The organism is Ligilactobacillus sp. LYQ139 (genome assembly GCF_045033025.1).
Classification (GTDB): Bacteria; Bacillota; Bacilli; order Lactobacillales; family Lactobacillaceae; genus Ligilactobacillus.
In genome coordinates this window covers 46,500-73,116 of record NZ_JBJFZW010000006.1, presented here as the reverse complement: position 1 = coordinate 73,116, position 26,617 = coordinate 46,500, and the positions used below count along the sequence as shown (strand labels likewise).

General features: G+C 46.0%; 22 protein-coding genes and 1 tRNA gene. 18 read left to right on the top strand and 5 right to left on the bottom strand.

From position 1 onward, the window contains the following. The first annotated feature begins 3 nt into the window (after window positions 1-3). Genes ACI3E1_RS06455 through tsaD form a run of 4 tightly spaced genes read left to right on the top strand, consistent with a single transcriptional unit; the run spans window position 4 to window position 3,089 of the window. Complete coding sequence (locus ACI3E1_RS06455; protein ID WP_405024843.1) at window positions 4-768, top strand: acyl-[acyl-carrier-protein] thioesterase; 765 nt, start codon at window positions 4-6, stop codon at window positions 766-768. After that, window positions 765-1,493: a tRNA (adenosine(37)-N6)-threonylcarbamoyltransferase complex dimerization subunit type 1 TsaB gene (gene tsaB, locus ACI3E1_RS06450; protein ID WP_405024842.1), complete on the top strand. Its 729-nt coding sequence runs from the start codon at window positions 765-767 to the stop codon at window positions 1,491-1,493. Before ACI3E1_RS06455 ends, tsaB begins: the two co-directional genes overlap by 4 nt. Next, window positions 1,477-2,052, top strand: coding sequence for a ribosomal protein S18-alanine N-acetyltransferase (rimI, locus tag ACI3E1_RS06445; protein WP_405024841.1), 576 nt, complete (start codon window positions 1,477-1,479; stop codon window positions 2,050-2,052). Before tsaB ends, rimI begins: the two co-directional genes overlap by 17 nt. Continuing rightward, window positions 2,052-3,089 carry a tRNA (adenosine(37)-N6)-threonylcarbamoyltransferase complex transferase subunit TsaD gene (gene tsaD / locus ACI3E1_RS06440; RefSeq protein WP_405024840.1) on the top strand — a complete coding sequence of 346 codons (1,038 nt, stop codon included), beginning with the start codon at window positions 2,052-2,054 and terminating at the stop codon, window positions 3,087-3,089. The genes rimI and tsaD overlap by 1 nt, the downstream gene beginning before the upstream one ends. A 79-nt stretch (window positions 3,090-3,168) precedes the next feature. Here tsaD and ACI3E1_RS06435 read toward each other — a convergent pair whose 3' ends face one another. Then, on the bottom strand, window positions 3,169-5,115 hold the full coding sequence (locus tag ACI3E1_RS06435) for an ATP-binding cassette domain-containing protein (RefSeq protein ID WP_405024839.1): 1,947 nt from the start codon (window positions 5,113-5,115) through the stop codon (window positions 3,169-3,171). 160 nt (window positions 5,116-5,275) lie between these two features. On the opposite strand from ACI3E1_RS06435, the gene ACI3E1_RS06430 reads away from it, so the two are divergent. Continuing rightward, on the top strand, window positions 5,276-5,917 hold the full coding sequence (locus ACI3E1_RS06430; RefSeq protein WP_405024838.1) for a redox-sensing transcriptional repressor Rex: 642 nt from the start codon (window positions 5,276-5,278) through the stop codon (window positions 5,915-5,917). A 73-nt stretch (window positions 5,918-5,990) separates the two neighbouring features. Here ACI3E1_RS06430 and ACI3E1_RS06425 read toward each other — a convergent pair whose 3' ends face one another. Then, window positions 5,991-6,875, bottom strand: coding sequence for a LysR family transcriptional regulator (locus ACI3E1_RS06425; RefSeq protein WP_405024837.1), 885 nt, complete (start codon window positions 6,873-6,875; stop codon window positions 5,991-5,993). 172 nt (window positions 6,876-7,047) lie between these two features. Between ACI3E1_RS06425 and ACI3E1_RS06420 the strand changes: the two genes are divergently transcribed. The 4 genes from ACI3E1_RS06420 to groL all read left to right on the top strand — a co-directional run bounded on the left by ACI3E1_RS06420 (window position 7,048) and on the right by groL (window position 11,147). Then, the gene (locus tag ACI3E1_RS06420; protein WP_405024876.1) at window positions 7,048-7,965 is read left to right on the top strand and encodes a DMT family transporter; all 918 of its coding nucleotides are present in this window, start codon (window positions 7,048-7,050) and stop codon (window positions 7,963-7,965) included. Window position 7,966: 1 nt separating this feature from the next. Further along, complete coding sequence (gene gap / locus ACI3E1_RS06415) at window positions 7,967-8,992, top strand: type I glyceraldehyde-3-phosphate dehydrogenase (protein WP_405024836.1); 1,026 nt, start codon at window positions 7,967-7,969, stop codon at window positions 8,990-8,992. 184 nt (window positions 8,993-9,176) lie between these two features. After that, complete coding sequence (groES, locus tag ACI3E1_RS06410) at window positions 9,177-9,461, top strand: co-chaperone GroES (RefSeq protein WP_405024835.1); 285 nt, start codon at window positions 9,177-9,179, stop codon at window positions 9,459-9,461. A 51-nt stretch (window positions 9,462-9,512) separates the two neighbouring features. Then, window positions 9,513-11,147, top strand: coding sequence for a chaperonin GroEL (gene groL / locus ACI3E1_RS06405; RefSeq protein ID WP_405024834.1), 1,635 nt, complete (start codon window positions 9,513-9,515; stop codon window positions 11,145-11,147). 527 nt (window positions 11,148-11,674) lie between these two features. Here groL and clpP read toward each other — a convergent pair. Together clpP and ACI3E1_RS06395 are read right to left on the bottom strand one after the other, a co-directional pair. After that, window positions 11,675-12,268, bottom strand: a complete 594-nt coding sequence (clpP, locus tag ACI3E1_RS06400) for an ATP-dependent Clp endopeptidase proteolytic subunit ClpP (protein WP_405024833.1) — start codon at window positions 12,266-12,268, stop codon at window positions 11,675-11,677. A gap of 179 nt (window positions 12,269-12,447) precedes the next feature. Continuing rightward, window positions 12,448-12,519, bottom strand: a tRNA-Arg gene (locus tag ACI3E1_RS06395). Between the two features lie 397 nt (window positions 12,520-12,916). On the opposite strand from ACI3E1_RS06395, the gene gap (ACI3E1_RS06390) reads away from it, so the two are divergent. The 8 genes from gap (ACI3E1_RS06390) to smpB all read left to right on the top strand — a co-directional run bounded on the left by gap (ACI3E1_RS06390) (window position 12,917) and on the right by smpB (window position 22,596). After that, a complete protein-coding gene (gene gap / locus ACI3E1_RS06390) occupies window positions 12,917-13,930 on the top strand; it encodes a type I glyceraldehyde-3-phosphate dehydrogenase (protein WP_405024832.1) in 1,014 nt (337 codons plus the stop codon). 98 nt (window positions 13,931-14,028) lie between these two features. Then, window positions 14,029-15,231: a phosphoglycerate kinase gene (locus ACI3E1_RS06385; protein WP_405024831.1), complete on the top strand. Its 1,203-nt coding sequence runs from the start codon at window positions 14,029-14,031 to the stop codon at window positions 15,229-15,231. Between the two features lie 146 nt (window positions 15,232-15,377). After that, window positions 15,378-16,133 (top strand): triose-phosphate isomerase, encoded by a 756-nt coding sequence (gene tpiA / locus ACI3E1_RS06380; RefSeq protein ID WP_405024830.1) that lies wholly within the window; start codon window positions 15,378-15,380, stop codon window positions 16,131-16,133. Between the two features lie 114 nt (window positions 16,134-16,247). Then, entirely contained in the window at window positions 16,248-17,573 is a 1,326-nt protein-coding gene (gene eno / locus ACI3E1_RS06375; protein ID WP_405024829.1) for a phosphopyruvate hydratase, read from the top strand. Window positions 17,574-17,684: 111 nt separating this feature from the next. Further along, entirely contained in the window at window positions 17,685-19,286 is a 1,602-nt protein-coding gene (locus tag ACI3E1_RS06370; RefSeq protein WP_405024828.1) for a ClC family H(+)/Cl(-) exchange transporter, read from the top strand. A 55-nt stretch (window positions 19,287-19,341) separates the two neighbouring features. Next, entirely contained in the window at window positions 19,342-19,578 is a 237-nt protein-coding gene (secG, locus tag ACI3E1_RS06365) for a preprotein translocase subunit SecG (RefSeq protein ID WP_405024827.1), read from the top strand. Between the two features lie 140 nt (window positions 19,579-19,718). Beyond that, entirely contained in the window at window positions 19,719-22,103 is a 2,385-nt protein-coding gene (gene rnr, locus ACI3E1_RS06360; RefSeq protein ID WP_405024826.1) for a ribonuclease R, read from the top strand. A 31-nt stretch (window positions 22,104-22,134) separates the two neighbouring features. Further along, window positions 22,135-22,596, top strand: coding sequence for an SsrA-binding protein SmpB (gene smpB, locus ACI3E1_RS06355; protein ID WP_405024825.1), 462 nt, complete (start codon window positions 22,135-22,137; stop codon window positions 22,594-22,596). Window positions 22,597-22,691: 95 nt separating this feature from the next. Here smpB and ACI3E1_RS06350 read toward each other — a convergent pair whose 3' ends face one another. After that, window positions 22,692-24,917 carry an LTA synthase family protein gene (locus ACI3E1_RS06350; protein WP_405024824.1) on the bottom strand — a complete coding sequence of 742 codons (2,226 nt, stop codon included), beginning with the start codon at window positions 24,915-24,917 and terminating at the stop codon, window positions 22,692-22,694. 274 nt (window positions 24,918-25,191) lie between these two features. Here ACI3E1_RS06350 and ACI3E1_RS06345 point away from each other — a divergent pair, with 274 nt between their 5' ends. Beyond that, window positions 25,192-26,541 (top strand): glucose-6-phosphate isomerase, encoded by a 1,350-nt coding sequence (locus ACI3E1_RS06345; RefSeq protein WP_405024823.1) that lies wholly within the window; start codon window positions 25,192-25,194, stop codon window positions 26,539-26,541. Window positions 26,542-26,617: the final 76 nt, after the last annotated feature.

Genomic DNA, 26,617 nt, shown 5'->3' with positions numbered 1-26,617 from the left:
TACATGGCAGGGAAGATTTATTCGTATCATCACCGGATTGTTGATTATGAAGTGAGTGTAACGGGCAACGTTAAACTGACAACGTTGCTTAACTTATTAATGTTGGCATCGGAACAGCAGAGTACCGAACTTGGGGTGGGGGCAGCCCAAGTTCAGGCGCGTGGTTTAGGGTGGATTGTCACCCAGCACGACCTGCACGTAACCCGGTGGCCTCATTACGACGAGACCATTATGATTTTTACCCAGGCAACGGCGTATAATAAATATTTTTGTTACCGTGACTTTTGGATTGAGGACGAACAGGGGACAGAAATTGTCCGGATGCACACGGTCTTTGTGTTAATCGATCTGGATAAGCGAAAGATCGTTCCGGTAGCGGCTGACTTAGTTGATATTTTTCAAGCGGATAAGGTCCGGCGCGGGGAACGTATCACCAACCCCGCAAAGGTGGCAACTCCGGATGCTGTAAAGAATTACGCAATTCGGTTTACTGACTTGGACTTGAACCGCCACGTGCATAACACAAATTACTTTGACTGGATGACGGACGCTCTTGACCGGGAGTTTTTACTTCAGTATGAGCCAGCGCGGGTTAACATTAAGTACGAAAAGGAACTGCACTATGGTGATATCGCGCGCAGTGAGGTTCAGTTTATTAGTGACGATCATCTTAAGACGGCCCATCAGATTAAGAACGGTGATGAGATCAGTTGTATTGCTGAAATTGAGTGGCGGCCAATCAGGGCTGGCAAGGGTGATCATGAATGAAAAGCTTAGCGATTGATACGTCTAATATGCCCTTGACGGTGGCAGTGCTTGATGATGAACGGCTTCTCGCAACAATGACAGCGACTGTGCAGCGGGATCATGGGGCTAGTTTGATGCCCGTAATTGCGACGTTGCTTGAACGGGCGGCGGTTTCGATTGATAAAATCGATCGGTTTGTCGTGGCGGCCGGACCGGGATCATATACTGGCTTGCGGATTGGGGTAACCACTGCCAAAACGTTGGCGACAACGCTAAACCGAGAGCTGGTTGGTGTATCTAGTTTGCGGGAATTGGCGGCTGGGTACCAGCTTGATCAGCACCGGCTAATCGTGCCGGTGTTTGATGCGCGGCGGAATAACGTATTTGCTGGGGCATACCAGTGGCACCGAGAGCAGTTAACGGAGGTAATTCCAGACCAACATATTTCGCTGGTTGACTTAGCAACGGCTATTCGGGATGAAGACTACGTATTTGTTGGAAGCGATTGCTGGAAGCTTCATGATCAACTCGTTGATCTGTTTGGCCGCGATGTTCATGTTGCTCCAGCGCAATTTAATTATCCACAAGCGTATATTTTAGGGCTTTTGGGCCGGCAAATGGCGCCGGTAGCAAACGTTGATGCGTTTGTTCCGCGGTATCTGCGGTTGACCCAGGCTGAAGCTGATTGGTACCAGCAACATCCAGAGGAAAAGGGGCACCTAACCAACTATGTGGAAAAATATTAAACAATTAACGACCGCCATTACTCAGCGCCGCCAGCGACGGGAAGCACTGGAATTTCAGAATCACGATGTGCAGGTTGAACACGATAATTACTTGGTTTGCCGGGCGGTTGTTCCGGATATTCCGGAAATGATTACGCTCGAACAGGCGATTTTTCATGGACACGCGCCGTGGTCGGCTTCTCAGTTAGAGCGGGAATTAAACGACCGTCAACATTACATGTACCTTGCATTCCGGCACGATGACCGGTTAGTTGCTTTTGCCGGGTGCCGGTTTGACTTAGTAAGCGGAATGGCTGATATTACGCGAATTGCTGTTCTTCCTCAATACCTTCACCGGGGAGTGGGGGAACGGTTGATTCGGGGCCTAACGCGGGAGGCCCAACAACACGGATGTCAGCAAATTAAGCTTGCGGTAAAGGAGACGAATACCGACGAACAGCACCGGTATGCCCGCGTTGGTTTTGGCAAACGACGGACGGTTAAAAATTACTATAAGTTAACCGACCACGAAGCCGAGGATGCGATTGAAATGCAGTACGATAAGGGAGACCAGTCATAATGGGGAAACGGACCTTGATTTTAGCCTTTGAATCAAGTTGTGATGAAACAAGCGTTGCGGTTATTGAAAATGGCGCGACGATTCTTTCTAATGTTGTTGCTACTCAAATCAAGAGTCATCAGCGTTTCGGGGGAGTTGTTCCGGAAGTTGCTAGTCGCCACCATATCGAACAAGTCACGTGGTGTTTGAACGCGGCAATGCAGGAGGCTCACGTTACCTACGATGATTTAACGGCGGTGGCTGTAACATACGGTCCAGGTCTAGTGGGGGCGCTTTTAGTTGGGGTGGCTGCCGCTAAGGCGGTGGCGTTTGCTCACCACTTGCCGTTGATTCCAGTGAACCACATGGCTGGACACATCTATGCGGCCCGGTTTGCGGGGAGGATTAAGTTTCCGGCGTTAGCGTTGCTTGTTTCCGGTGGGCACACTGAATTAGTGTGGTTAGAAGAAGAGGGTTCCTTTGTTATTATTGGAGATACCCGGGATGACGCAGCCGGCGAGGCGTACGATAAGGTAGGACGCGTTTTAGGAGTTGCGTATCCAGCAGGGAAGGAACTAGATATGATGGCCCACCAGGGGTGTGATACGTTTAATTTTCCCCGGGCGATGTTGCAAGAAGATAACCTTGACTTTAGCTTTAGTGGATTAAAGAGTGCGTTTATTAATACGGTGCACCATGCTGATCAGGTAGGTGAACAGCTTTCACGAGACGACCTTGCAGCTAGTTTCCAACAGGCCGTTGTAGACATTCTTGTGACGAAAACCACGCGGGCTCTTCACCAGTACCCGGCAACCCGGCAATTGATTCTAGCTGGTGGCGTGGCTGCAAACACGGGGTTGCGTAGTCAATTAACGGCGGCCATGCAGGCTTTTCCGCAGGTGGAACTTTTGCAAGCACCGTTACAGCTGTGTGGTGATAATGCTGCGATGATTGGTGCGGCTGGGACGATGCTTTACCGTCATGGGGTGCGGGCGGGCCTTGATCTTAATGCCGACCCGGCCCTTGAGTTCCCGTACTTAGATGAAATTGAAGGGTGATCGTAAAAAACAGACGAGCACGTGGAAGTTGATCATTTTTCCATGCTCGTCTGTTTTAGTGTATACCAAAGCTGCTGATCTATTGTTCGTCCTCTTCAAGGGCTAATGCCGCTTCTTCCCACTCTTGTTCAGCCTCTTTGAGTTGTGGAACAATGGTATCGAGTTGTTTTTGTAGGTCCGTTAGTTTTCCAAGATCATTACTATGTGTAGCCATCTCCTTTTCAAGTTCATCTTTTTGGGCTTCAAGGGTAGCCATCTGCTTTTCCGCCTGCTGTACGGCCCGCTCTAACTTCCGGTGAGCCCGTTGCTGGGCTTTTTGGGTGGCGAAGTCCTGCTTGCTATTTGTTGCTGGAGTGGTTGCCTTAAAAGCCGGAGCAACCTCTTTGGCCTGAGCGGCTTGAAGGTGAGCTTGTTCGTCCCGTTTTTGAACGTAGTAATCGTAGTCTCCAAGGTAAAGCGTACTTCCAGTCGGGGCGAGTTCTAAGACGTTAGTGGTGACCTGATTAATGAAGTACCGGTCGTGGGAAACCATTAACACGGTTCCTGAAAAATCCTTAACCGCTTGTTCTAGAACTTCTTTACTTTCAATGTCGAGGTGGTTGGTTGGTTCATCAAGGACCAGCAGGTTATCGTGGTTTAAGGCGAGCTTAGTAAGTAAAAGGCGCGCTTTTTCTCCCCCGGAGAGGTTGACAACCTTTTTTTGGACATCGTCACCGCTGAAAAGGAAACTCCCTAAAACGGAGCGAATATCCCGTTCCAGCATTGTTCGGTGATCGTCCCATACTTCATCGAGAACGGTTTTATCGGCGTGCAGGACCTGGTGCTCCTGGTCGTAGTACCCCACGGTTACGTTTGTTCCGCGGGTGGCACTACCGTGAATGAACGGAATTATGCCCAAGATACTTTTAAGTAGGGTGGATTTTCCCGTTCCGTTCGGTCCGACGATGGTTAGGACCTGATGTTTTTTTAATTCAAAGTCAATGGGGGCGGCTAATTGATGCCCATTATAGCCAATTGCGGCGTCCTTTACCGTTAGAACGATATTGCCACTTTCCTTTTCTGGGGTAAACGTAAACCGCATGGTTCGTTCACTGCTAGCGGGTTTATCCAGGCGTTCCATTTTTTCTAATTGTTTCCGGCGGCTTTGGGCTCGTTTGGTGGTTGAGGCCCGGACGATGTTTTTATTGACAAACTCCTCCATTTCATGGATTTTTGCCTGTTGTTTTTCGTAGGCCTTCCACGCAGCTTTCTGCCGGTTGGCGCGTTCTTTAACGTACTGGGAGTAGTTCCCGGTGTAGTGGGTGCTGGTGCCATTTTCAATTTCGTAAACCTGATTTACAATCCGGTCAAGGAAATACCGGTCGTGGGAAACAATTAGCAAAGCCCCCTGGTACGATTGAATGTAGTTTTCCAACCAGGTAAGCGTGGCAATGTCGAGGTGATTGGTTGGTTCGTCAAGAATCAGCAGATCTCGTTTTTCGAGCAAAAGCTTTGCCAAAGCTAATCGCGTCTTTTGCCCCCCAGAGAGGGTGTCGACCGGGCGGTCATAATCCTCGGAGAAAAATTTAAATCCGGTGAGAACGGACTTAATCTCTGTTTCGTAACCGTAGCCATTTTGTTCCTTAAAATCGTGTTGTAGCTGATCGTAGTGGTTGAGGAGTTGTTGGTATTGGGGGGCGGTCGGATCCGTTGGGGGATTAGCTATTTGTTCCTCTAACTGGTGAATTTCCGCCTCCATTTTTTGAAGGGGAGCAAACACGCTTAACATTTCATCATATAAGGTGCGCCCCGACGATAAGCCAGCGTTTTGGGCAAGATAACCGATGGTGAGGTCCTTACGCCGAATAATTTGCCCTTCATCTGGTTCAGCTTCCCCCGTTAGCATCTTGATTAGGGTGGATTTGCCCGCACCATTTCGGCCGACTAATGCAATCCGGTCGCCGTCTTGAATATCCAGGTTAACGTTGTGGAAAAGGGTATCAGCCCCAAAGTGGCGGGCAACTTTTTGTGCTTGGAGCAGTATCATGGTATGCATCCTTTCGTTCAGAGTAATAATCCTATTCATTTTAGCATACGTTTTTCGAAAGACGTATAAAGAGATTGTGAAATTATCAGGTTAATTCGTATTAATATCAACGTTTATGTTATAGTTGCTTGTGAAGACTAATTGAAGGGAGTTTCATGGAATGGCAAAAATTCCACAGGCAACTGCGCGGCGGTTACCCATTTACTACCGTTATCTTAATTTTCTTAAGGATGCGGGGAAAGAACGGGTTTCTTCAACGGAACTTGCCGAGGCGGTTAAGATTGATTCAGCAACAATTCGGCGGGATTTCTCGTACTTTGGCGCTCTTGGGAAACGCGGGTACGGGTACCATGTTGATAGTTTACTAGCATTTTTTAAGAAGACCCTAAGTCAAGATAAGTTAACAAACGTGGCGTTAATTGGGGTTGGAAACTTGGGGCACGCGCTCCTTAATTTTAATTTCCATCAGAGTAACAACGTGCGGATCAGTGCAGCATTTGATATCAACGATGATATTACCGGAACAATCCAAAATGGGGTGCCGGTTTATCCGATGGCGGATATGCAAGAGCAGTTGACTATTCAGCAAATTGAGGTGGCGATCCTCACGGTGCCGGCATCCGTTGCTCAAAACGTTGCTGACCAGATGATTGCAGCGGGGGTGAAGGGAATTTTGAACTTTACCCCGATGCGAATTGCGGCGCCGGAAACGGTTCGAATTCAGAACGTGGATTTGACGAACGAATTGCAGACACTAATCTACTTCCTGGATCATTTTGGGCCGAAGAAGGATGAAGAATAATAATTGTAAGGAAGAACATTAAAAACGTGTTCCAAGCAGGTGGTTAAGAACCAATTATTTGGAACACGTTTTTTTATATTTTTTGAAGCATTGATTTAAATTGGAATGTAAGGCGGGGATTATGTGAAAATACTGCAACTTTTCGGATAAAGTCAATACTGAGTTTTTTAGCATCAAGATTTTTAATTGTACTAACGTTTTTATGCATTAGTGATTCGGGCAAAATTGTCACAAATTGTGAAGTCATAATTAACTTTATTAACGCTTCACTGTAATCGACTTCGTGAATTTCTGGTAGTGAAAGTCCCAATTTTCTAAAAATTTGAACTATTCTTGAATGAATAGGACAGTACTGTGGATACATTAGTAATTGAAGTTGTTGAAGATCTTTGGGGGTAACCATTGAAGCGGAAATTGATTGAAGAACAGCAGTTTGCCCAACAACATAATAGGGTTCTTCGTATAAAGTATTACTAAAAATTTGTCCGTGAAGTTGGTCACTGAACGCTTCATCCATAAAAATGACATCAAGTTGCTCCTGGTTAAATGGGGTAATTAATTCATATATTTTATTTGTTGATACATATTTATGTGTTTCTGAAATAATCTTAAGTAACTGGTGGGAATCAAAAGCGGTAGCGATACTATCAAGTGTCCCCACCTTAATATTGTTAAGTGGTGGGGTGGATTTATCGGATGAAAAATAAAAGAGCTTTTGGATAGCCGTAACTATCTTACGAGCCTTAGAATAAAACTCTTTACCGTCATCCGTTAAAGAAACTCCCTGAGATGTCCGGTTTAGCAATTGATGGTTAACTAATTCTTCAAGATGGGTAATTTTTTTACTGATAGCTGGTTGTGATATTAAAAGGCATTCACTTGCTTTATTAATACTGCCACAATCACAAACGGTAATGAAGGTAGTTAGGTTTTCAATATTTAGTGGTGGTAATTGCATCGAGAACTCCTTTAGTATTATAACAATAGGTTATAACAGATATTATACATTGATTCTTCCTGATGGGAAATAATCACCGTACAATTAATGATGTTGAAAAAAGCGCGTTATTTTCAATTAGAAATTTAATAAGGGTGATTAGGAGTTGAAATCAAAAAGTGCGGGACTGTTGATGTGCTTGATTGCTGTGTTAGCGTGGGGCGGGATGTTTCCAATTATGGAGCCAGCGCTGCGGATATTGGATCCATTTTACTTTACACTTTTACGGTATGGTTCTGTAGCCGTTATTTTTGCGGGTTTACTGTTAGTTATTGAAGGGCCAAAAGCGTTTAAGCCGGAAAAACATGGCATTAAATTATGGCTGTTGGGAACAGCGGCGTTTGCGGGATTTAGTTTTTTAGTATTTTTAGGTCAAAAACTTGCAGGACCTTCTGGATCAGTTATTGCATCTGTGATGATGGCAATTCAACCATTACTTGGAGTCATTGTTGCATGGGTGTGGCACCGGGTAAAACCACCAATTTTTTCGTTAGTTGCAATGGTTGTAGCAGCAATCGGTGTATTTATGGTTGTAACGAAGGGGAATATTGGGTCGTTATTGCGGGGAAGTAATACGCTGATTGCTGCAGGATTGATTTTGTTAGGTGCCTTGTGTTGGGTAATTTATACTGCTGGCGGGGCTGATTTTAGCAAATGGTCAATTTTGAGATATTCTGCTTTAACCACTATCTATGGGATGATTTCGGTAGTAGTTATTATCGCATTAGCAACGTCAGTTGGGTGGCTTCGCCTACCAACGATTCATCAAATTCAAGGAGTAAGTGGTGCGTTAGTTTATATGGTTGTCCTAGCGGGTGTGGTTGCTGTGTTTGCTTGGAACTTTGGAAATAGGATAGTCGGTTCAATCAATGGAATTTTGTTTATGAACCTCGTTCCCGTGACGTCGTTTATTATCAGCGTGCTAGGAGGCTACCATATTTCTTCATTTGAATTGATTGGATGCTTGCTTACGATTGTTGCATTAATCGTTAATAATTTGTGTAACAGAAGAAAGGCAGAAGCTAAGAATTATTTAGAGGAGGAAGGATAATATGACAGTAAAGATTGGGATTAATGGCTTTGGGCGAATTGGCCGGTTAGCATTGCGCCGGTTAATTACTTCGGATATGAACAACGTCGAGGTTGTTGCAATTAACGATTTAACTTCACCGCAACAGTTGGCTAAGTTACTCAAGTACGATACGATTCACGGGTGTTTAAATAACGTTGAAATTAACGCTGATGAGAAGGCATTGTTTATTAATGGTAAGCGAGTGAGCGTCTATGCTTACCCTGATGCAGCTAAAATTCCGTGGGTTAACCAGGATGGCGTTGAAATTGTTTTAGAATGCTCTGGATTCTATACTTCTGAAATTAAAGCGCAGGCCCATTTAAAAGCTGGGGCAAAAAAAGTATTGATCTCTGCTCCAGCGGGAGATGTTAAGACAGTTGTATACAACGTTAATCATAATATTTTGAATGAATCAGATACAATTATTTCAGCTGGATCATGCACTACTAATAGTTTGGCGCCGTTGGCGTACTTCTTGAATCAGGACTTTGGAATCAAGTTGGGAACAATGACAACCGTGCATGCTTACACGGCATCCCAAAAATTACAGGATGGGCCCAATAATAATCCGCGGTCAGCGCGGGCTGCAGCAGAGAATACCGTGCCGCATTCAACGGGGGCGGCGAAGGCAATTGGACGGGTCATTCCAGAATTAGCTGGACGATTGAAAGGACACGCGCAGCGGGTGCCAGTAGTTGATGGGTCAATTACTGAGTTGGTTACTGTTCTAAATAAAAAAGTGACGGCTGATGAAATTAATGAGACATTAAGAAAACATACCGTTGACAACCCATCATTTGGTTTTAACGATGATGAGATTGTATCTTCAGATGTGATTGGTACGACGTTTGGCGGTATTTTTGATCCAACCCAAACAGAAGTGACCACGGTTAACGATTTACAATTGGTTAAGACGGTATCGTGGTACGACAACGAATACGGGTTTGTTTGCCAAATGATCCGGACGCTTGGAGTTCTCGCTAATCTAACTAAAGCAAATAATTAGTCTTCTTTAATTAGCAGGGGTTATGGAAACGTAGCCCCTGCTTTACGTTTAAAAGCTAATTAGCACTCTCTCGTGAAGAGTGATAAAAAAGCTTGCACTTCATGGTAAAAGTGTGTAGTATATGAATTGTAGGTTAGCACTTACCAATGATGAGTGCTAAATAAATCATTTGGAGGGATAGCTTGTGCTTAAGCCATTAGGAGATCGCGTAATCTTAAAAGTAGAAGAAGAAAAAGAGCAAACGGTTGGGGGCATCGTTTTGGCAAGCAATGCCAAGGAAAAGCCGCAGACCGCGAAGGTGGTTGCTGTTGGTGAAGGGGTGACCCTTGAAAACGGCACGACGGTTGCACCGAAAGTTAAGGAGGGTGATACGGTTCTCTTTGACAAGTACGCTGGAACCGAAGTTAAGCATGATGGTGAATCATACTTAGTTGTCCACGAAAAGGACTTAATGGCCATCGTTGACTAATTGTCAGCGGTGATGATGAACTTAAAATCTAACACATGAGGTGATATGACAATGGCTAAGGAAGTTAAGTTTGCAGAAGATGCACGTAAGAAGATGTTAGCTGGGGTTGACAAACTAGCTGACACGGTTAAGTCAACGATCGGGCCAAAGGGGCGGAACGTTGTGCTAGAACAGTCCTATGGTTCTCCAACAATCACGAACGACGGGGTAACAATTGCTAAGGCGATTGAATTGGAAGACCACTTCGAAAATATGGGTGCTAAACTTGTGGCTGAAGTTGCTTCAAAGACCAACGACATTGCCGGTGACGGAACGACAACTGCAACGGTTTTGACACAGGCAATTGTAAACGCCGGGATGAAGAACGTTACGGCTGGTGCTAACCCTGTCGGAATTCGGAAGGGAATCGAAGAAGCAACGGATGTTGCTGTTAAGGCGCTACATGAACAGTCTCACAAGGTTGAATCAAAGAGTGATATTGCGCAGGTTGCTTCAATTTCGGCCGCTAACGAAAAGGTTGGGGAATTAATCTCGAACGCCATGGAAAAGGTTGGTAAGGACGGGGTTATTACCATCGAAGAGTCAAAGGGGATTGACACCACCCTCGACGTTGTTGAAGGAATGCAGTTTGATCGTGGTTACCTATCACAGTACATGGTAACGGATAACGACAAGATGGAAGCAGATCTGGACAACCCGTACATTTTAATTACGGACAAGAAGATTTCAAACATCCAGGAGATTATGGATCTGTTGCAGCAGATTGTTCAGCAGGGACGGTCGTTATTAATCATTGCTGATGATGTTGACGGTGAAGCACTTCCGACACTTGTTTTGAATAACATTCGGGGGACGTTTAAGGCCGTTGCTGTTAAAGCACCTGGCTTTGGTGATCGGCGGAAGGCAATGTTAGAAGATATCGCTATTCTGACGGGAGCAACGGTTATTACGGATGACCTTGGGCTTCAATTGAAGGACGTTACGCTTGATCAGTTGGGTTCAGCTGGTAAGGTAACCGTTACGAAGGAAAACACGACGATCGTTGAGGGCGCTGGTGCTAAGGATGCCATCGACGAACGGGTTGACCAAATTCGGAAGCAGATTGGGAAAGCATCATCTGATTTTGATAAGGAGAAGCTCCAAGAACGGCTAGCTAAGTTAGCTGGTGGGGTTGCTGTAATTAAGGTTGGCGCTGCAACCGAGACTGAACTGAAGGAACGGAAGTACCGGATTGAGGATGCTTTAAACGCCACGCGGGCTGCCGTTGAAGAAGGTTTTGTTCCTGGAGGTGGAACGGCACTTGTTAACGTGATTGACAAGGTGGCTGCCATCAAGGAAAACGGCGACGTTCAGACAGGGGTTAACATCGTTAAGCGCGCCCTTGAAGAACCGGTACGGCAGATTGCTGAAAACGCTGGTTTAGAAGGCTCTGTTATCGTTGAGAAGTTGAAGGAGCAAAAGCCAGGTGTTGGGTTTAACGCTGCAACCGGCGAATGGGTTGATATGGTTGCTGCCGGGGTTGTTGACCCGACAAAGGTAACCCGTTCAGCATTGCAGAACGCAGCTAGTGTTTCAGCGCTGTTACTCACGACGGAAGCGGTTGTTGCTGACAAGCCTGAAAAGGAAGATAACGCTGCTGCAGGCGCTGCTAACCCAGCTGCTGGTGGAATGGGCGGAATGATGTAATCTGCGTGAGCGTGATTTCACCAATACTAATGTTAAAGTTAATGAAGGGATGGATTCAAAGTTGGATCCATCCCTTTTTATTTATATTAGGTTACTTTATGAAATTAAATAAAAGGAGTAGTTACTGTTAGCAGCAAACCGTGAAAGTTAACTGTTCCTGGTTAATCCCTAGAAGAGTGTGGGCAATTATTAGGGTGACGAATGTTTTTACTACGGAAGTTATTTCTTATGAAGGTAGAAACGGAATAGAACGCACGCTTTATAGATAACATAACAAGGGGGACTGTGATTCTCGCATAATCCCTCTTGCTACGGAATTTAGTTATATAAAATAACGCTCCCGTAATCGGAGGCGTTATTTTACGTATTAAACCTGGCACTTGCCGTCACACATGCAGCTTTTGTCAGTTTTTATAGGGCAGCGACAAATTCCATCAGGGCCAGTACACGGACAACCCTTCGTACAGTCCATTCCCATTGGGCATCATGGAACATCCTTTTCCATGATCAGTCTCCTGGCTGTTTTTTTATTTCATCGCTTTTTTATTTTCCATGATTCCGTCAATCAGACCGTAGTCAACGGCTTCTTGGGCAGTCATGAAATTATCCCGGTCAGTGTCCTGGTTAATCTTTTTAATTGTTTGTCCAGAACTGTTGGCAAGAATTTTATTGATTAGTTTTCTGGTTTTCAGAATATGCTCGGCTGCAATCTGAATTTCGGTTGATTGCCCCTGAGCCCCCCCAAGTGGTTGGTGAATCATAATCTCAGAGTGAGGAAGAGCAAAACGCTTTCCCTTAGTGCCCGCTGTTGCTAAAACAGAAGCCATTGATGCCGCCATTCCCATAACGATTGTTTGGACATCAGCGTTAACAAAGTTCATTGTGTCATAAATGGCTAATCCGGCAGAGACACTTCCGCCTGGTGAGTTAATGTACAGGTAAATATCCTTATTGGAATCCTGAGCATCCAGGAAAAGAAGTTGGGCAATAATTGCGTTTGCCATGTCATCATTAATTTCACCTGAAAGCATGATGATTCGGTCCTTGAGCAACCGAGAGTAAATATCATATGCGCGTTCGCCGCGAGATGATTGTTCAATCACTGTTGGTACTAAGTTCATGTGAACCGCCTCCTATTATATAATTTGCGTAGCTTTTATCAGCACGTTGGTTTAATTCTAATACAAAGGTCAAAAATGGTCAAATAAGTTTCTTTGGTATGCTGCTTTAAAAATGTAGTTCTATAAAGAATAACAAAAGAGGTTGAGACCAGCATCTCAACCTCAACTTAAATATCAAGTGCGCCACCGGGGAGTCGAACCCCGATTACAAGAACCGGAATCTTGCGTGCGATCCATTACACTAGCGGCGCAGCACGCTTATTATAGTATCGTGATTAGAATTAAATTGCAAGTCTTTTTTTCGAGTTTTTTGAAAGCGCGGGTATGCCCTTAAAAGTGTGGGAATTAGCCCTATTAAATAGCAGTTGTGATGGGGGCTTAACTCCTTTAACCCTGAAGAGTTAAATCATGATAAGAGTGAATAAGTGAAGTTGCTTGCAAGCGGGGGGGAGAATTGCTACAATATCATTGTAATTGAGATCGGGTTTCCTGCGGTTTGGATCAAGATAGTGAGAACTATCTGGTGATGAGTCGCCCGGCAAAAATGGAAGCATTTTTGTACGCGGGACTAAAAGTGTTTTTAAAATGGTAGTGCTTCTGTGCTGCTTTTTAAAATAAATTTTATTTCCACAAGGAGGAAATTTTAGTATGACTACTAAAGTTGGTATTAATGGGTTTGGCCGGATCGGTCGGTTAGCATTCCGTCGGATCGCTGCTGTTTCAGATGACCTTGAAGTTGTTGCTATCAACGACTTAACTTCACCATCAATGCTTGCTCGTCTTCTTAAGTACGACACGGCTCATGGTAAGTTTGACGCTGAAATCTCAGCTACGGACAATGCAATCGTTGTAAACGGAAAGGAAATTCCTGTTTACGCCGAAGCAGATGCGACAAACATTCCTTGGGTAAAGAACGATGGTGTTGAACTTGTTCTTGAATCAACTGGTTTCTACACATCACCAGAAAAGGCTTCTTCACACCTGAAGGCTGGTGCTAAGAAGGTTCTTGTTTCAGCTCCTGCTGGCGACATGAAGACGGTTGTTTACGGTGTTAACGACGACATCATCACACCAGATGACGACATCATTTCAGCTGCATCATGCACGACTAACTGTCTTGCACCGATGGCTAAGGCTGTTAACGATGCATTCGGCATCAAGGCTGGTACGATGACGACAGTTCACGCTTACACGGCTACACAGAAGCTTCAGGATGGTCCGGACCGCAAGGCTAACTTCCGGAACGGCCGTGCTGCTGCTCAGAACATCATTCCTCACTCAACTGGTGCTGCTAAGGCTCTTGGGAAGGTTGTTCCTGAACTGGACGGCAAGCTCGATGGTCATGCACTTCGTGTGCCAACAATCACGGGTTCAGTTACAGAATTAGTTTCTGTTCTTAACAAGAAGGTTACGGCTGACGAAGTTAATGCTGCGGTTAAGAAGGCGACGGAAGGTAACGCTTCATTCGGCTGCAACGAAGACGAAATCGTTTCATCAGACGTTATTGGCACGTCATTTGGTTCAGTATTTGACCCAACACAGACGCAGGTTGTTGGCGGCGATGAAGGTCAGGTTGTTAAGACCGTTTCATGGTACGACAACGAATCTGGTTTCACGGCTCAAATGATCCGGACCTTAGAGAAGTTTGCAAGCATGCTTTAATATTTAGCTGAACGCTAATATTTTCTGCTTGGCAGATGATGGCGGGGGGAGGCAAAACTCCTCCTGCTTTTTTAATACATTTTTCTGGAGGGAATAAAATGGCTAAATTAACGATTGACGACTTAGACCTGAAGTCTAAGAAGGTTCTTGTACGGGTTGACTTTAATGTCCCGATTAAAAACGGTGTGATTGGTGATGATAACCGGATGGTTGCTGCTTTACCAACAATCAAGCACATCATTGAACAGGGGGGAAAGGCAATCCTCTTCTCACACCTTGGCCGGGTAAAGACCGAAGAAGATAAGAAGGAACTCACATTACGGCCTGTAGCTGAGCACTTAGCTGAATTATTAAACAAGCCGGTTACGTTTGTTCCTGCAACCCGGGGCGCGCAGCTTGAAGACGCCATTAATAGCATGAATGACGGTGACGTTCTTTTGGTTGAAAACACGCGGTTTGAAGACCTTGACGGCAAGAAGGAATCCGGTAACGACCCAGAATTAGGTAAATACTGGGCATCACTTGGCGATGTTTTTGTTAACGATGCGTTTGGAACGGCTCACCGGAAGCACGCTTCAAACGTCGGAATTTCAGAAGCAATGAAGGCTGCTGGCAAGAAGGCTGCTGCGGGTTACCTGCTCGAAAAGGAAATCAAGTTCTTGGGGAACGCCGTTGACAATCCGGCTCACCCGTTCGTTGCAATCCTTGGTGGGGCAAAGGTTTCTGACAAGATTGGTGTGATCAACCACTTAATCGATAAGGCTGATAAGATTATCGTTGGTGGTGGGATGACGTACACGTTTTACGCTGCTAAGGGGATCAAGATTGGTAAGTCGTTAGTTGAAGAAGACAAGATTGACTTGGCTAAGGAAATTATGGACAAGGCTGGCGACAAGCTGGTACTGCCGGTTGATAATGTCTGCGCAACGGACTTTAAAAATGATGCTCCAAGTAAGATCTTCGAAGGCGATATTGAAGATGGTTACATGGCGTTAGACATCGGGCCGAAGTCAGTTGAACTCTTTAAGAGTGTGCTGAAAGACGCCAAAACGGTTGTTTGGAATGGCCCAATGGGTGTGTTTGAAATGCCGAACTTTGCTAAGGGGACACTTGAAATTGGTAAGTTCCTTGGAACGTTAACGGACGCAACGACGATTGTTGGTGGTGGGGATTCAACCGCTGCTGTTAAGAAACTTGGCGTTGCTGACAAGTTAACACACATCTCAACTGGTGGTGGTGCTTCCCTTGAATACCTTGAAGGAAAGACCTTACCAGGAATCGCAGCAGTTTCTGATAAGTAATTAGGTAATATGCTTTAAAGGAGGTTGAGACAGTTAGTCTCAGCCTTCTTTTGTTGTGTTCTACCAGAGGATTTTATCAGTTCGTGGTATAATTACAGATGTTGTATGGTTGTTCACAACCAACTAAAAATGAAAGGATGATTTTAATGCGGACGCCAATTATCGCGGGTAACTGGAAGTTACACATGAACCCAACGGAGACCGTTGAATTTGTTAAGGCGGTTAAGGACCGGTTGCCACAGAATAGTGAGGTTGAGACCTTAATTTGTGCACCAGCAGTTGACCTGCCAGCACTACTTGACAGTGCTAAGGGTTCCCAGCTCCACGTTGGTGCTGAAAACTGTTACTTTGAGGACGAAGGAGCCTTTACCGGTGAAACGTCACCAAAAGTACTGCATGAGATGGGCGTTGACTACGTTATTATCGGGCATTCCGAACGGCGTGGTTACTTCCATGAAACGGATGAGGACATCAATAAGAAAGCGCATGCCATTTTTAAGAACGGGATGAAGCCAATCATCTGCTGCGGTGAAAGTTTGGAGACGCGGGAAGCAGGAAACGCTGAAAGCTTTGTTAAAGACCAGATTAAGGCGGCCCTGAAAGATTTGACGGCTGACCAGGTTGCTAGCCTGGTAATTGCCTACGAACCAATTTGGGCAATTGGGACTGGTAAGACTGCTACGGCTGATCAAGCGCAGGAAATGTGTGCCGCTATTCGGCAGACGGTAGCTGACTTGTACGATGAAACAGCGGCTGAAAACGTGCGGATTCAGTACGGCGGTTCCGTAAAGCCGGCGAACGTTAAGGAAATCATGGCCAAGAAGGACATCGATGGTGGTCTGATTGGTGGTGCGGCTCTTAAGCCGGACTCATTCTTAGCCTTAGCTCATTACAACGACTAATGTGTTAGCGCGTGAAGGTTTTCATATAACAAGTTGAATATCAGTTCCGAACGGACTAAAATAACGGTGAGGACAGTATTCTCAAGTTAACAACATCAAAGGAGAGAAATATCTATGTCTGCAATTACAGAAATTTACGCTCGTGAAGTTTTAGACTCACGGGGTAACCCAACTGTTGAAGCTGAAGTTTACACCGAGGCAGGTGCTTTTGGCCGGGGGATTGTTCCTTCAGGTGCTTCAACGGGTGAACACGAAGCCGTTGAATTGCGGGACGGCGACAAGTCACGTTACATGGGTAAAGGAGTTACCAAGGCCGTTGATAACGTAAACAACGTGATCGCTAAGGAAATCGTTGGTTACGAAGTTACGGATCAGGTTGCCATTGATAAGGCAATGATTGCTTTAGACGGGACACCAAACAAGGGTAAGCTTGGTGCCAACGCCATCTTAGCCGTTTCGATTGCCTGTGCACGGGCTGCTGCAGATGAACTTGAAATTCCGCTTTACAATTACCTTGGCGGGTTTAATGCTCACGTAATGCCAACACCAATGATGAACGTTATCAATGGTGGGGCACACTCAACAAACAAGGTTGACTTCCAGGAATTCATGATTATGCCTGTTGGGGCTAAGTCAATGAAAGAAGCTGTTCGGATGGGTTCAGAAACGTTCCATCACCTGCAGGCACTCCTGAAGGCTGACGGCAAGTCAACGGCCGTTGGTGACGAAGGTGGTTTCGCTCCTGACTTTGCTAACAACGAAGAGCCGTTAGAATACCTTGTTCGAGCCATCAGTGATGCTGGTTACAAGCCAGGCAAGGACGTTGCCATTGCTATGGACGTAGCTGCTTCTGAACTGTGGGATGACGACAAGAAGAAATACACGCTTCGTTGGTCAACCGGTGAAGAATTCTCAACACCAGAATTCGTTAAGTACATCGAAAGCTTAATCAGCAAGTACCCGATTGTATCAGTTGAAGACCCGATTGATGAAAACAACTGGGATGACTGGGCTGAAATTACTAAGGAACTTGGTAAGAAGGTTCAGCTTGTTGGTGATGACTTCTTCGTTACAAATACGGAATACTTGAAGAAGGGAATTAAGATGGGGTGCGCAAACTCAATCTTAATCAAGGTTAACCAGATTGGTACCTTGACTGAAACGGTAGAGGCTATCGAGATGGCTAAGGAAGCCGGCTACACGGCCGTTGTTTCTCACCGTTCAGGTGAAACTGAAGACACGACAATCGCTGATTTGGTTGTTGCTATGAACGCCGGGCAGATTAAGACTGGTTCAATGAGCCGGACGGACCGGATCGCTAAGTACAACCAGTTAATGCGGATTGAAGACCAGCTTACAAGTAACGTTGCAGAATACAAGGGGATTCACTCATTCTACAACCTAAGTGAGCAGGCCCGTGAAGACATCATGAACAAGTAAATTTCCGGTATTGACTAGGAAAAGTTGCTTGCAATAAAATGAAAACAAGGGATTGATTAGATCGGTCCCTTGTTTTTGTCTACATATTTTATGGTAAGAGGGGTGAAAACGGTGGATAGTTCGGAGGAACACCGTTTCTTTGACACAACGCGGTTTACGTTTATTTTACGGGGTATTCTTGTTGGACTTTTATCAGGCTTAGTTGTTAGTGTTTTCCGTTTATTATGTGAACGGGGATTACAACTAATGACGTGGGTGTATGGATTGATGCACCATCATTTATGGTTATTAATCCCGGTTATTTTAGGGGCATTGGTAGTTACCTTAATTAACGGGTGGTTGATTACGGCAGAACCGAATATTAAGGGGTCGGGGATTCCACAGGTTGAAGGTCAGTTATCAGGTGACCTTGAAATGAACTGGTGGTCCGTTTTATGGCGGAAATGGATTGGTGGGATTTTAGGAATTTCGTACGGCCTGTTTCTTGGCCGGGAAGGCCCGTCAATTCAGCTAGGAGCGACTGTCGGGCAAGGAATTGCTGATGGAATGAAAAAAAGGGGGGCTGGCCGACGGGTATTAATCGCTGGTGGCGCGGCTGCTGGACTTTCCGCGGCCTTTAACGCCCCGATTGCTTCAACGTTATTTGTGCTTGAAGAGGTGTACCATAACTTTTCACCGTTGGTATGGACAACTGCGCTGGCAGCAGCGGTTTCCTCGAACTTTGTTTCAATGGAATTCTTTGGGTTGACGCCGGTGCTTAACATTCATTACGGACATTCGTTTCCGCTTCGGTACTACGCGTACTTAGTGGTAATGGGAGTTATTCTGGGCTTATTGGGATACTTATACCAATACATGACCCTTAACGGGGAAAGGGTCTATGCTAAGTTAAAGTTTTTACCCCGGAAATACGATGTGCTAATTCCATTATTGATGGTCATTGTAATTGGTTATTTTTACCCGCATCTCTTGGGAGGGGGACACGGACTGATTAGGTCCCTTGGAACCACTACCCCAACCCTGTTAGTTTTACTTGCAATCTTCATTATACGACTTCTTTTTTCGACAATTTCGTACTGTTCAGGAACACCAGGAGGGATCTTTCTCCCAATTCTTGCATTAGGGGCTGTCTTGGGGGCGCTTTACGGTGAAACGTTAGTTCACCTGCACCTAATGCCAATGTATTTGGTTGCAAACTGTGTTATCTATGCGATGGCCGGTTATTTTGCTTGTATCGGGAAAGCACCGTTTACTGCCATTCTTTTGATTACAGAAATGGTGGGGTCCCTTCGACACCTAATGCCCCTTGCGGTGGTTTCTTTAACGGCGTACACTGTCGTGGATATTCTTCGGGGCCAACCGATTTATGAAGCGATGCTTGCCAATTTACGACACTTCCCGCAGAATGCAATTTCTGAAACAACACAGGAGGATGAAGTGGAAGTCCCAGTTTTTGCTGGATCGAACCTGCAGGATAAGCAGGTTCGGGATATTCCGTGGCCTAAAGACTGTCTATTGGCTGCAATTCGGCGGGGTGAAAAGGAACGTATCCCGCATGGCGACACGGTTATCCGGAGTGGTGATACGCTGATTGTGGTTACGCCACACGAAAATCGGGCATGGCTTAGAAATCGGTTACACCAGTATGCGGTCGGCCGAAACGATAAGGAAAGCCCAATTAAGCCGCCAGCTTCCCGGGCTGGAAAAGACTAAGGGTTTATGGTAAATTAGACGTGGTGTAATTTAGATGGGTAAAGGAGGAGCGCATTTGTATAACGTACTACTCACAGCGCTGATTGTTGTTTCAGTGTTGATTATCATTGCGGTGATGATGCAGCCCGCTAAGGAAGATAACGCGTCAACCGCCCTTAGTGGGGGGGCTGGTGATCTGTTTAGTAAGCAGAAGCCCCGCGGATTTGAGGCTTTCATGCAACGGGTTACAGCAATTTTAGGGATTATCTTCTTTGGCCTTGCGCTTGGGTTGGTTTTCCTATCATCACATTAGTAACTGATTAACGTGGTGGACACGATTCATTTGATGGAAGAAAGAATGGTTGTGGAGCCATTACTATCCGTAACGCGGGAGCCATGACGCTGGTCTTGGCTCCCGTTTTATGTAAAACCATAAGTAAACGGGGAAGACAGATGGAAAAAGAGATATTAAAAGACAAATTAATGCGACGGTTTAAGAACGAACCAACCCGGGCGTTTACGGTTCAGAAGTTGGCAAGCGCCTTGCACATGGCCGGTGGTGGACAGTTTAAGTTTATTGTCCAGGCCTTAACGGACTTAGAGCATGAAGGGAAGATTACGCTCAAGGATGACCATTTTAAGCTGGCGGTTCAAGCGGGAAACCAGCCAGAAGAAGTTGGGGTGTTCCATGCGAACGATCGGGGATTTGGGTTTGTTACGGTTGATCCGGAGAAGGATGACTACTTTATCGGACCGACCAACACCATGTCTGCCCTTAATGGTGATGAGGTGGCCGTGCAAATGATTAATCCGGGAGACCCTGCGAGTGGTCGGCGTCCTGAGGGAAAGGTGACCCGGATTGTTACCCGGGTGCTAAACCGGGCAGTGGGCGAATTTTTGCTGCCTGATGGGGATGAGCATTACCCGGACGGAGTTATTGGGACGCTGCACTTACGGGATAAAAAGTTAGCGAGTTATCGGTTTTTGGTGATGAATACCGGCTTAAAGCCTAAACCGCATGAATTAGTCATTGCAACAATTTCAGCATACCCGGATGAGCACATTCCAGGGGTGCTTGAAGGGGCCGTTACCAAGGTTTTAGGGAACGTTAACGATCCGGGAATGGACATTACGCAGATTGTGTACGAGCATGAAATTCCGCATGAATTTCCGGATGATGTGAAGGAACAGGTAACGTACATCCCGGATCACGTTACGGCCGCCGAAAAAGAAGGACGGGTTGACTTGACTGCCCAGCCGCTTGTCACAATTGATAGTATTGAATCTAAAGACCTTGATGATGCCGTCAACGTATGGAAATTGGATAACGGGAATTATCACTTGGGGGTGCATATTGCCGACGTTTCACATTACGTGACGCCAGGAACGCCCCTGGATAAGGAAGCTTTCAAACGCGGAACGTCGGTTTATTTGACGGACCGGGTGATTCCGATGTTACCGCGGGAGCTCTCAAACGGTATTTGCTCGTTAAACCCGCATGTTGAACGGCTTGCGATGACTTGCGAGATGGAAATTAACCCTCAGGGTGAAGTGGTTAACCATAAGATTTTTCCGAGCGTCATTCGCTCAACGGAGCGAATGACGTACGTGGCGATTAATAAGATTTTGGAAGCCGATGATGATGCTACGAAGGAACGGTATCACGATTTGGTCCCGATGTTCCGCGATATGGCTGAACTCCACAAGATTCTCCTACGGATGCGGCATAAGCGGGGCGCAATCGAATTTGATGATAACGAAGCCAAGGTAATTCTGGATGATCAGGGCCATCCGGTTAAGATTGAACTCCGGGAGCGGGGGACCAGTGAGCGCATGGTGGAATCTTTTATGTTGGCTGCTAATGAAACGGTGGCTAAGCATTACCACGACCTAAACGTTCCGTTTGTTTACCGGATTCATGAAAACCCGGATCAAGAAAAGGTGGATGCGTTTCTTGAACTCCTTCAAAGTTTTGGGATTCATGTAAAGGGACGACACGGTCATCTCAAACCAAAGGATTTCCAAGGGGTGCTCAAGCAGGTTGCCGGGAACCCGGAAGAAGCAACCGTTTCAACGATGATGTTGCGGGCAATGCAACAGGCGAAGTATGCTCCGTCACCGGCAGGCCACTTTGGCTTGGCTGCCAAGGACTATACGCACTTCACGTCGCCAATCCGGCGGTATCCGGACCTCATGGTGCACCGCTTGATTCGGTGGTATAAGAAAAACGGTACGGGAGAAGAAGCCCAAGCAAAGTACCGGGGTCAGCTTGATGAGATTACGGCTCATAGTTCAGAAACGGAGCGGCGGGCAGTGGACACCGAACGGGATTCCGATGCGTTGAAGAAGGCTGAGTACATGAAAGAGCACGTCGGGGAAGTGTTCGATGCCGTTGTCAGTTCGGTAACAAAGTTTGGGATGTTTATTGCCCTTCCGAATACCGTTGAAGGGTTAATTCATATCAGTGAACTGAAAGATGATTACTACGAGTTTGTTGAAAAGGCGCTAGCCTTGGTTGGGCGGCGCAAGAAACGCACCTTCCGGATTGGGCAAGAAGTTCGCGTTAAATTAATCAACGTTAACGTTGAGCAACAGGAAGTCGACTTTGCGCTGGTTGATGCACCAGGAGCACCTAAAACCGATTTATTAGAGAAGTATCATGTTGCTGATACACGGCGGCCACGGGGATCGCGAGGAAGCGGGAATGGATTTCATCGGGATAATCGCCATGGTGGTGGCCGGCAAAGCGGCGCCCACAATTATCACGGGAACCGGGAAAACGGTCACAATCAGGGATATCACCGACGGAATAGTCGGGAGCACGGTCACAGGCATTAATTAAAGTTGGATGAAAGAGGGAGGCGATTGAATGGCAAAAACACAGCACCATGAAAAACCATTGGCACAGAATAAAAAGGCGCGGCATGATTACCAAATTGTTTCGACCATTGAGGCGGGGATTGCCTTAACGGGAACGGAAATTAAGTCAGTGCGGGCAAGCCGGGTGACTTTAAAGGATGGGTTTGCTCAGGTCCGGAATGGTGAGGTGTGGCTAATGAACGTTCACATCGCCCAGTACGCCCAAGGGAACCGCTTTAATCACGACGAACTGCGGAAACGGAAACTTCTTTTGCATAAGAAGGAAATTGCTCGGTTAGCCGGGGAAACGCAGCGCAAGGGGATTACACTTGTCCCACTTAAAATGTACTTGAAGCACGGGTTTGCGAAGGTTTTGTTGGGGATTGCTGAGGGAAAGCACGAGTACGACAAACGGCAAACGCTCAAGAAGCGGGACCAGGAGCGTGAGATCAGAAGGGCGCTGAAGAGATAAGGGCGAAACTTCTAGGATAAAGAAATAGCGTAGCTCATTTTATTTGTGAGCTACGCTATTCTTAGCTCATGGGTGGCTAATGGCACTAAGATGAGCTATGGATTAAAAATTCCGTTCTTTTTTGGCGTTAATATTGAACGCAGGTTCCGTACTCGTCGGCGCCATTCCTTTTGGAGGGTAGGGTTTTGCTTGGCCTTACGCATTTCCTGGTGGGCGTGCCGAACGGCGTTTTTATTCTTGTCAGTAGTCTTTAACTCCGGTGCATCAGAATCATAATCACCAATCGTTGTTTTATCACCGTTCTTTGTCCACAGGCTCGTCGACCGGTTTCCCAGTTTGTTTTGGATCTTCGTAATTTGGGCGAAATCCCCCTTGTAGATGTAATTTTGGGGGTTAACCGGAGTAAACCCTTGCGGGACATAGAACCGCAGTAGGTTTTTGTTATTCAACGAATCAGAGAGGGTTAATTCTTCGTTAACTCGGCGTTTATCTCGTTTTAGTTGCTGGGCAACCTTTGCGGACGGGTGAGTTACAACGCGGCCGTTGCTGTTCTGGTATACGGTGCTTCCAACCACTGTGTATTTCGGGGTAATGAAGTTCCCGTTACGGAAAGCAATAACTTGACTATGTTGGGGTGAGAACAGGTCAGTTCCAAACATTAAGAACGGCTTGGCGTTAATTCCTAACAGATGAAGAAGCGTTGGTAGAACGTCAATTTCTCCGCCATACTGATGTTGTATTCCGCCGTTGGTTTGCCCCGGAATGTGAATCATGAACGGTACCCGTTGCATCTGAGCGTTATTAAAGTTGTTCCACGTTGACGATGATTTACCGAGAAGTGGGGCAAGTTTAATGTTCCGGGTATTTGAAATGCCGTAGTGATCGCCATACAGGATAATGACCGAATTGTCATACAGTCCTGACTTGTGTAAGTACTGGAAGAACTGCTGAACGGACTGGTCCAGGTAGTGGGCCGTCACAAAGTAGTTGTTGATTGACTGGTCGTCCGTATTGGCTGCCGGGAATGACTGATTCTGCTTATCCAAACTGTACGGGAAGTGGTTGGAAACCGTAATGTACTTCACGTAAAATGGTTGTTGGAGCCGTTCAAGGTACTTGATTGAGTCGTGGAACAGGAGTTTATCCTTTAATCCGTACTCCGTTAGGTTATTTGCACTGGTATTGAAATACCGTGCCGAGAAGAAGTAGTCGTACCCGAAATTCTTGTACGTATTATTTCGGTTCCAAAACGACGCGTGGTTGCCGTGGAAAACTGCTGAAGTGTACCCCTCATCCTGTTGAAGGATGGCTGGAGCCGCTTCAAAGGTGTTTGAGGTTCCCAGTGTTGAGAAGAGGGATCCCTGTGGTAACCCAAACGTTCCCGTTTCAAGCATTGTTTCGGCATCGGAGGTTTTTCCCTGTCCGACCTGGTTAAAGAAGTTATCGAAGCTGTAAAAATCTTTTCCGTTATATAAACTATTCAGGAACGGTGTAACTTCCTTCCCGTCAAGCTTATAGTTAATAAGAAACTGCTGAAAACTTTCCAGGTGGATGATAATTACGTTCTTTCCCTTAGCAACGCCAAACATCTTTGGGTCGGGTTTTGCATAGTGGGATTGCGTGTAATTAATTACCTTATTCAAGTCTTCGCTATCGGCACTTTTTCTGACCGAAGAATTTTTGGCTGTTTTCAAGGCATTATATACAGTAAACGTATCAAGTCCCAGATAACGAACGAGGTACTCACGGTCAAATGTCCGGGTCAATAACTGGGGACGACTAATCTCTCCAAGAGTAATGTTAAAGAGGAGTAAAAACAGGGCAGTGGAAGTCAGCGCAAATGCTTGACGACGCTGGACCGGCCGCTTGTCGAGTTTAATAATCCTAGTAATCAACAGCAAGAAAAGGATTAGAACGTCTGCCACCACAACAATGTCCTGAGGCTTAAGGAGCGCAATGGAACTAGTACTTAGGCCTTCAGATACTGAAGAGTATCCGAGAATGACATTAATTGTCATAAAGTCAGTAAATTCCCGGTAGTAAATTACGTTAAACAGCAAAAGCGCTGTATTTGCAACGTAGATAATCATCATTAACCCGTAGGCCGGAAGGGGCCGCTTAATGTATAGCGCAATTCCAAGAAGAAGAATTGTTGTCGCAACCGGGCTAAAGAACATCACGGCGTGTTCATAGAAACCATGGGCTCCGAGTCGAAAGTCAACGAGATAGACAAAGATCGTTTTAAGCCAGAAAAGAACGGTTAACAAGGCAAAGAAACCCCACCGAGTGTTGATGAAGTTTCGAAATTTCTTAAATATCACGGTTGCAACCGTCCCTTCATTTTGATTATTCAATTTTACAGTTTCTGATTTTAACGCCGAAGGTCAGGAAACGCAATTTTTCGCTGGTGAATTTACGGAAACGTAATTCGGGTACGTGCCGAATAATGGTTTGTCCCGAATAATAATGATTGAACGTCCGCGTGGTAAGCGTTTATAAGCAATAATCATAATTTATCTGTTTTTCGGGTTATTTTGGGGCAGGGTTGGTGTATAATAGAAAGCGTAAACAAAGGAATAAAGGAGCGGATTGCGCATGGCACACATTAAGTTTGATATGTCCAACCTGACAAAGTTTGTTAACGACTATGAGCTTGATCAAATGCAACCAATGGTCACGGCTGCTGACAAGGAACTCCGGGATGGGACTGGAGCTGGAAATGACTTTCGGGGCTGGTTAGACCTACCAGTTGATTATGATAAAGATGAGTTCGCTCGAATTAAGGCAGCTGCAAAGAAAATCATGAGCGATTCTGAGGTATTAATTGTTCTTGGAATCGGGGGTTCATACCTGGGTGCTCGGGCAGCTATTGAGTTCTTAAATCACAACTTCTTTAACTTGTTGGGCGCTGATCAGCGGAAAGCACCGCAGATCTTCTTTGCGGGTGATTCACTGTCATCATCATACCTGCACGATCTGCTTGACATTATTGGCGACCGCGACTTTTCAGTGAACGTCATTTCAAAGTCCGGGACGACGTTGGAACCAGCAATGGCTTTCCGAATTTTCAAGCAGAAGTTAGAGGAGAAGTACGGAAAGGAAGGCGCCCGTGAACGGATTTACGCTACGACGGACCGGGCAAAGGGTGCTTTAAAGACGTTAGCTGATGATGAAGGTTATGAGGAATTTGTTGTACCAGATGACATTGGTGGTCGGTTCTCGGTTCTGACGGCGGTTGGTTTGTTACCAATTGCTGCTTCTGGGGTTGATATTGATCAATTGATGAAGGGGGCTGCTGATGCGCGGGATGCGTACGCGGATGCTAACCTAAAGAAGAACGAAGCATACCAGTATGCCGCAATGCGGAACATTCTTTTCCGGAAGGGTTATGACATCGAACTCTTGGAAAACTACGAACCATCACTCGTTTACTTCGGTGAATGGTGGAAGCAGTTAATGGGTGAATCAGAAGGTAAGGACGGCAAGGGAATTTACCCGTCATCAGCTAACTTTACGACGGATCTCCACTCCCTTGGCCAGTACATCCAGGAAGGACGGCGTGCTTTAATGGAGACGGTGATCAACGTTGAGAACCCGAACCATGACATTGACGTTCCAATGGATGACCGGAACCTTGATGGGCTGAATTACCTGAAGGGGAAGACGATGGACCACGCTAACAAGAAGGCTTGCCAGGGGGTTGTTTTGGCTCACACTGACGGGGGAGTTCCGGAAATGATTGTTAACATTCCGGATCAGAGTGAATATACGCTGGGTTACCTGATCTACTTCTTCGAAATTGCCGTGGCAATCTCCGGTTACTTAAACGGGGTTAACCCATTCAACCAGCCAGGGGTTGAAGCTTACAAGCAGAATATGTTTGCTCTGCTCGGACGTCCGGGTTACGAAGAAAAGACGGCGGAACTGGACAAGCGGTTAAATTAACGGTACAAGGTCGTTAAGAAACCTGGAGTACTAGGCAAGCGCGCGTAAGGTCCAGTTTTAGACTAGGTTAATAAAA

Excerpts from the sequence above, each read along its gene's own strand:
- ACI3E1_RS06455 (WP_405024843.1), top strand. The coding sequence starts at position 4 with ATGGCAGGGAAGATTTATTCGTATCATCACCGGATTGTTGATTATGAA.
- tsaB (WP_405024842.1), top strand. The coding sequence starts at position 765 with ATGAAAAGCTTAGCGATTGATACGTCTAATATGCCCTTGACGGTGGCA.
- rimI (WP_405024841.1), top strand. The coding sequence starts at position 1,477 with ATGTGGAAAAATATTAAACAATTAACGACCGCCATTACTCAGCGCCGC.
- tsaD (WP_405024840.1), top strand. The coding sequence starts at position 2,052 with ATGGGGAAACGGACCTTGATTTTAGCCTTTGAATCAAGTTGTGATGAA.
- ACI3E1_RS06435 (WP_405024839.1), bottom strand. The coding sequence starts at position 5,115 with ATGATACTGCTCCAAGCACAAAAAGTTGCCCGCCACTTTGGGGCTGAT.
- ACI3E1_RS06430 (WP_405024838.1), top strand. The coding sequence starts at position 5,276 with ATGGCAAAAATTCCACAGGCAACTGCGCGGCGGTTACCCATTTACTAC.
- ACI3E1_RS06425 (WP_405024837.1), bottom strand. The coding sequence starts at position 6,875 with ATGCAATTACCACCACTAAATATTGAAAACCTAACTACCTTCATTACC.
- ACI3E1_RS06420 (WP_405024876.1), top strand. The coding sequence starts at position 7,048 with ATGTGCTTGATTGCTGTGTTAGCGTGGGGCGGGATGTTTCCAATTATG.
- gap (WP_405024836.1), top strand. The coding sequence starts at position 7,967 with ATGACAGTAAAGATTGGGATTAATGGCTTTGGGCGAATTGGCCGGTTA.
- groL (WP_405024834.1), top strand. The coding sequence starts at position 9,513 with ATGGCTAAGGAAGTTAAGTTTGCAGAAGATGCACGTAAGAAGATGTTA.
- clpP (WP_405024833.1), bottom strand. The coding sequence starts at position 12,268 with ATGAACTTAGTACCAACAGTGATTGAACAATCATCTCGCGGCGAACGC.
- gap (WP_405024832.1), top strand. The coding sequence starts at position 12,917 with ATGACTACTAAAGTTGGTATTAATGGGTTTGGCCGGATCGGTCGGTTA.
- ACI3E1_RS06385 (WP_405024831.1), top strand. The coding sequence starts at position 14,029 with ATGGCTAAATTAACGATTGACGACTTAGACCTGAAGTCTAAGAAGGTT.
- tpiA (WP_405024830.1), top strand. The coding sequence starts at position 15,378 with ATGCGGACGCCAATTATCGCGGGTAACTGGAAGTTACACATGAACCCA.
- eno (WP_405024829.1), top strand. The coding sequence starts at position 16,248 with ATGTCTGCAATTACAGAAATTTACGCTCGTGAAGTTTTAGACTCACGG.
- rnr (WP_405024826.1), top strand. The coding sequence starts at position 19,719 with ATGGAAAAAGAGATATTAAAAGACAAATTAATGCGACGGTTTAAGAAC.
- smpB (WP_405024825.1), top strand. The coding sequence starts at position 22,135 with ATGGCAAAAACACAGCACCATGAAAAACCATTGGCACAGAATAAAAAG.
- ACI3E1_RS06345 (WP_405024823.1), top strand. The coding sequence starts at position 25,192 with ATGGCACACATTAAGTTTGATATGTCCAACCTGACAAAGTTTGTTAAC.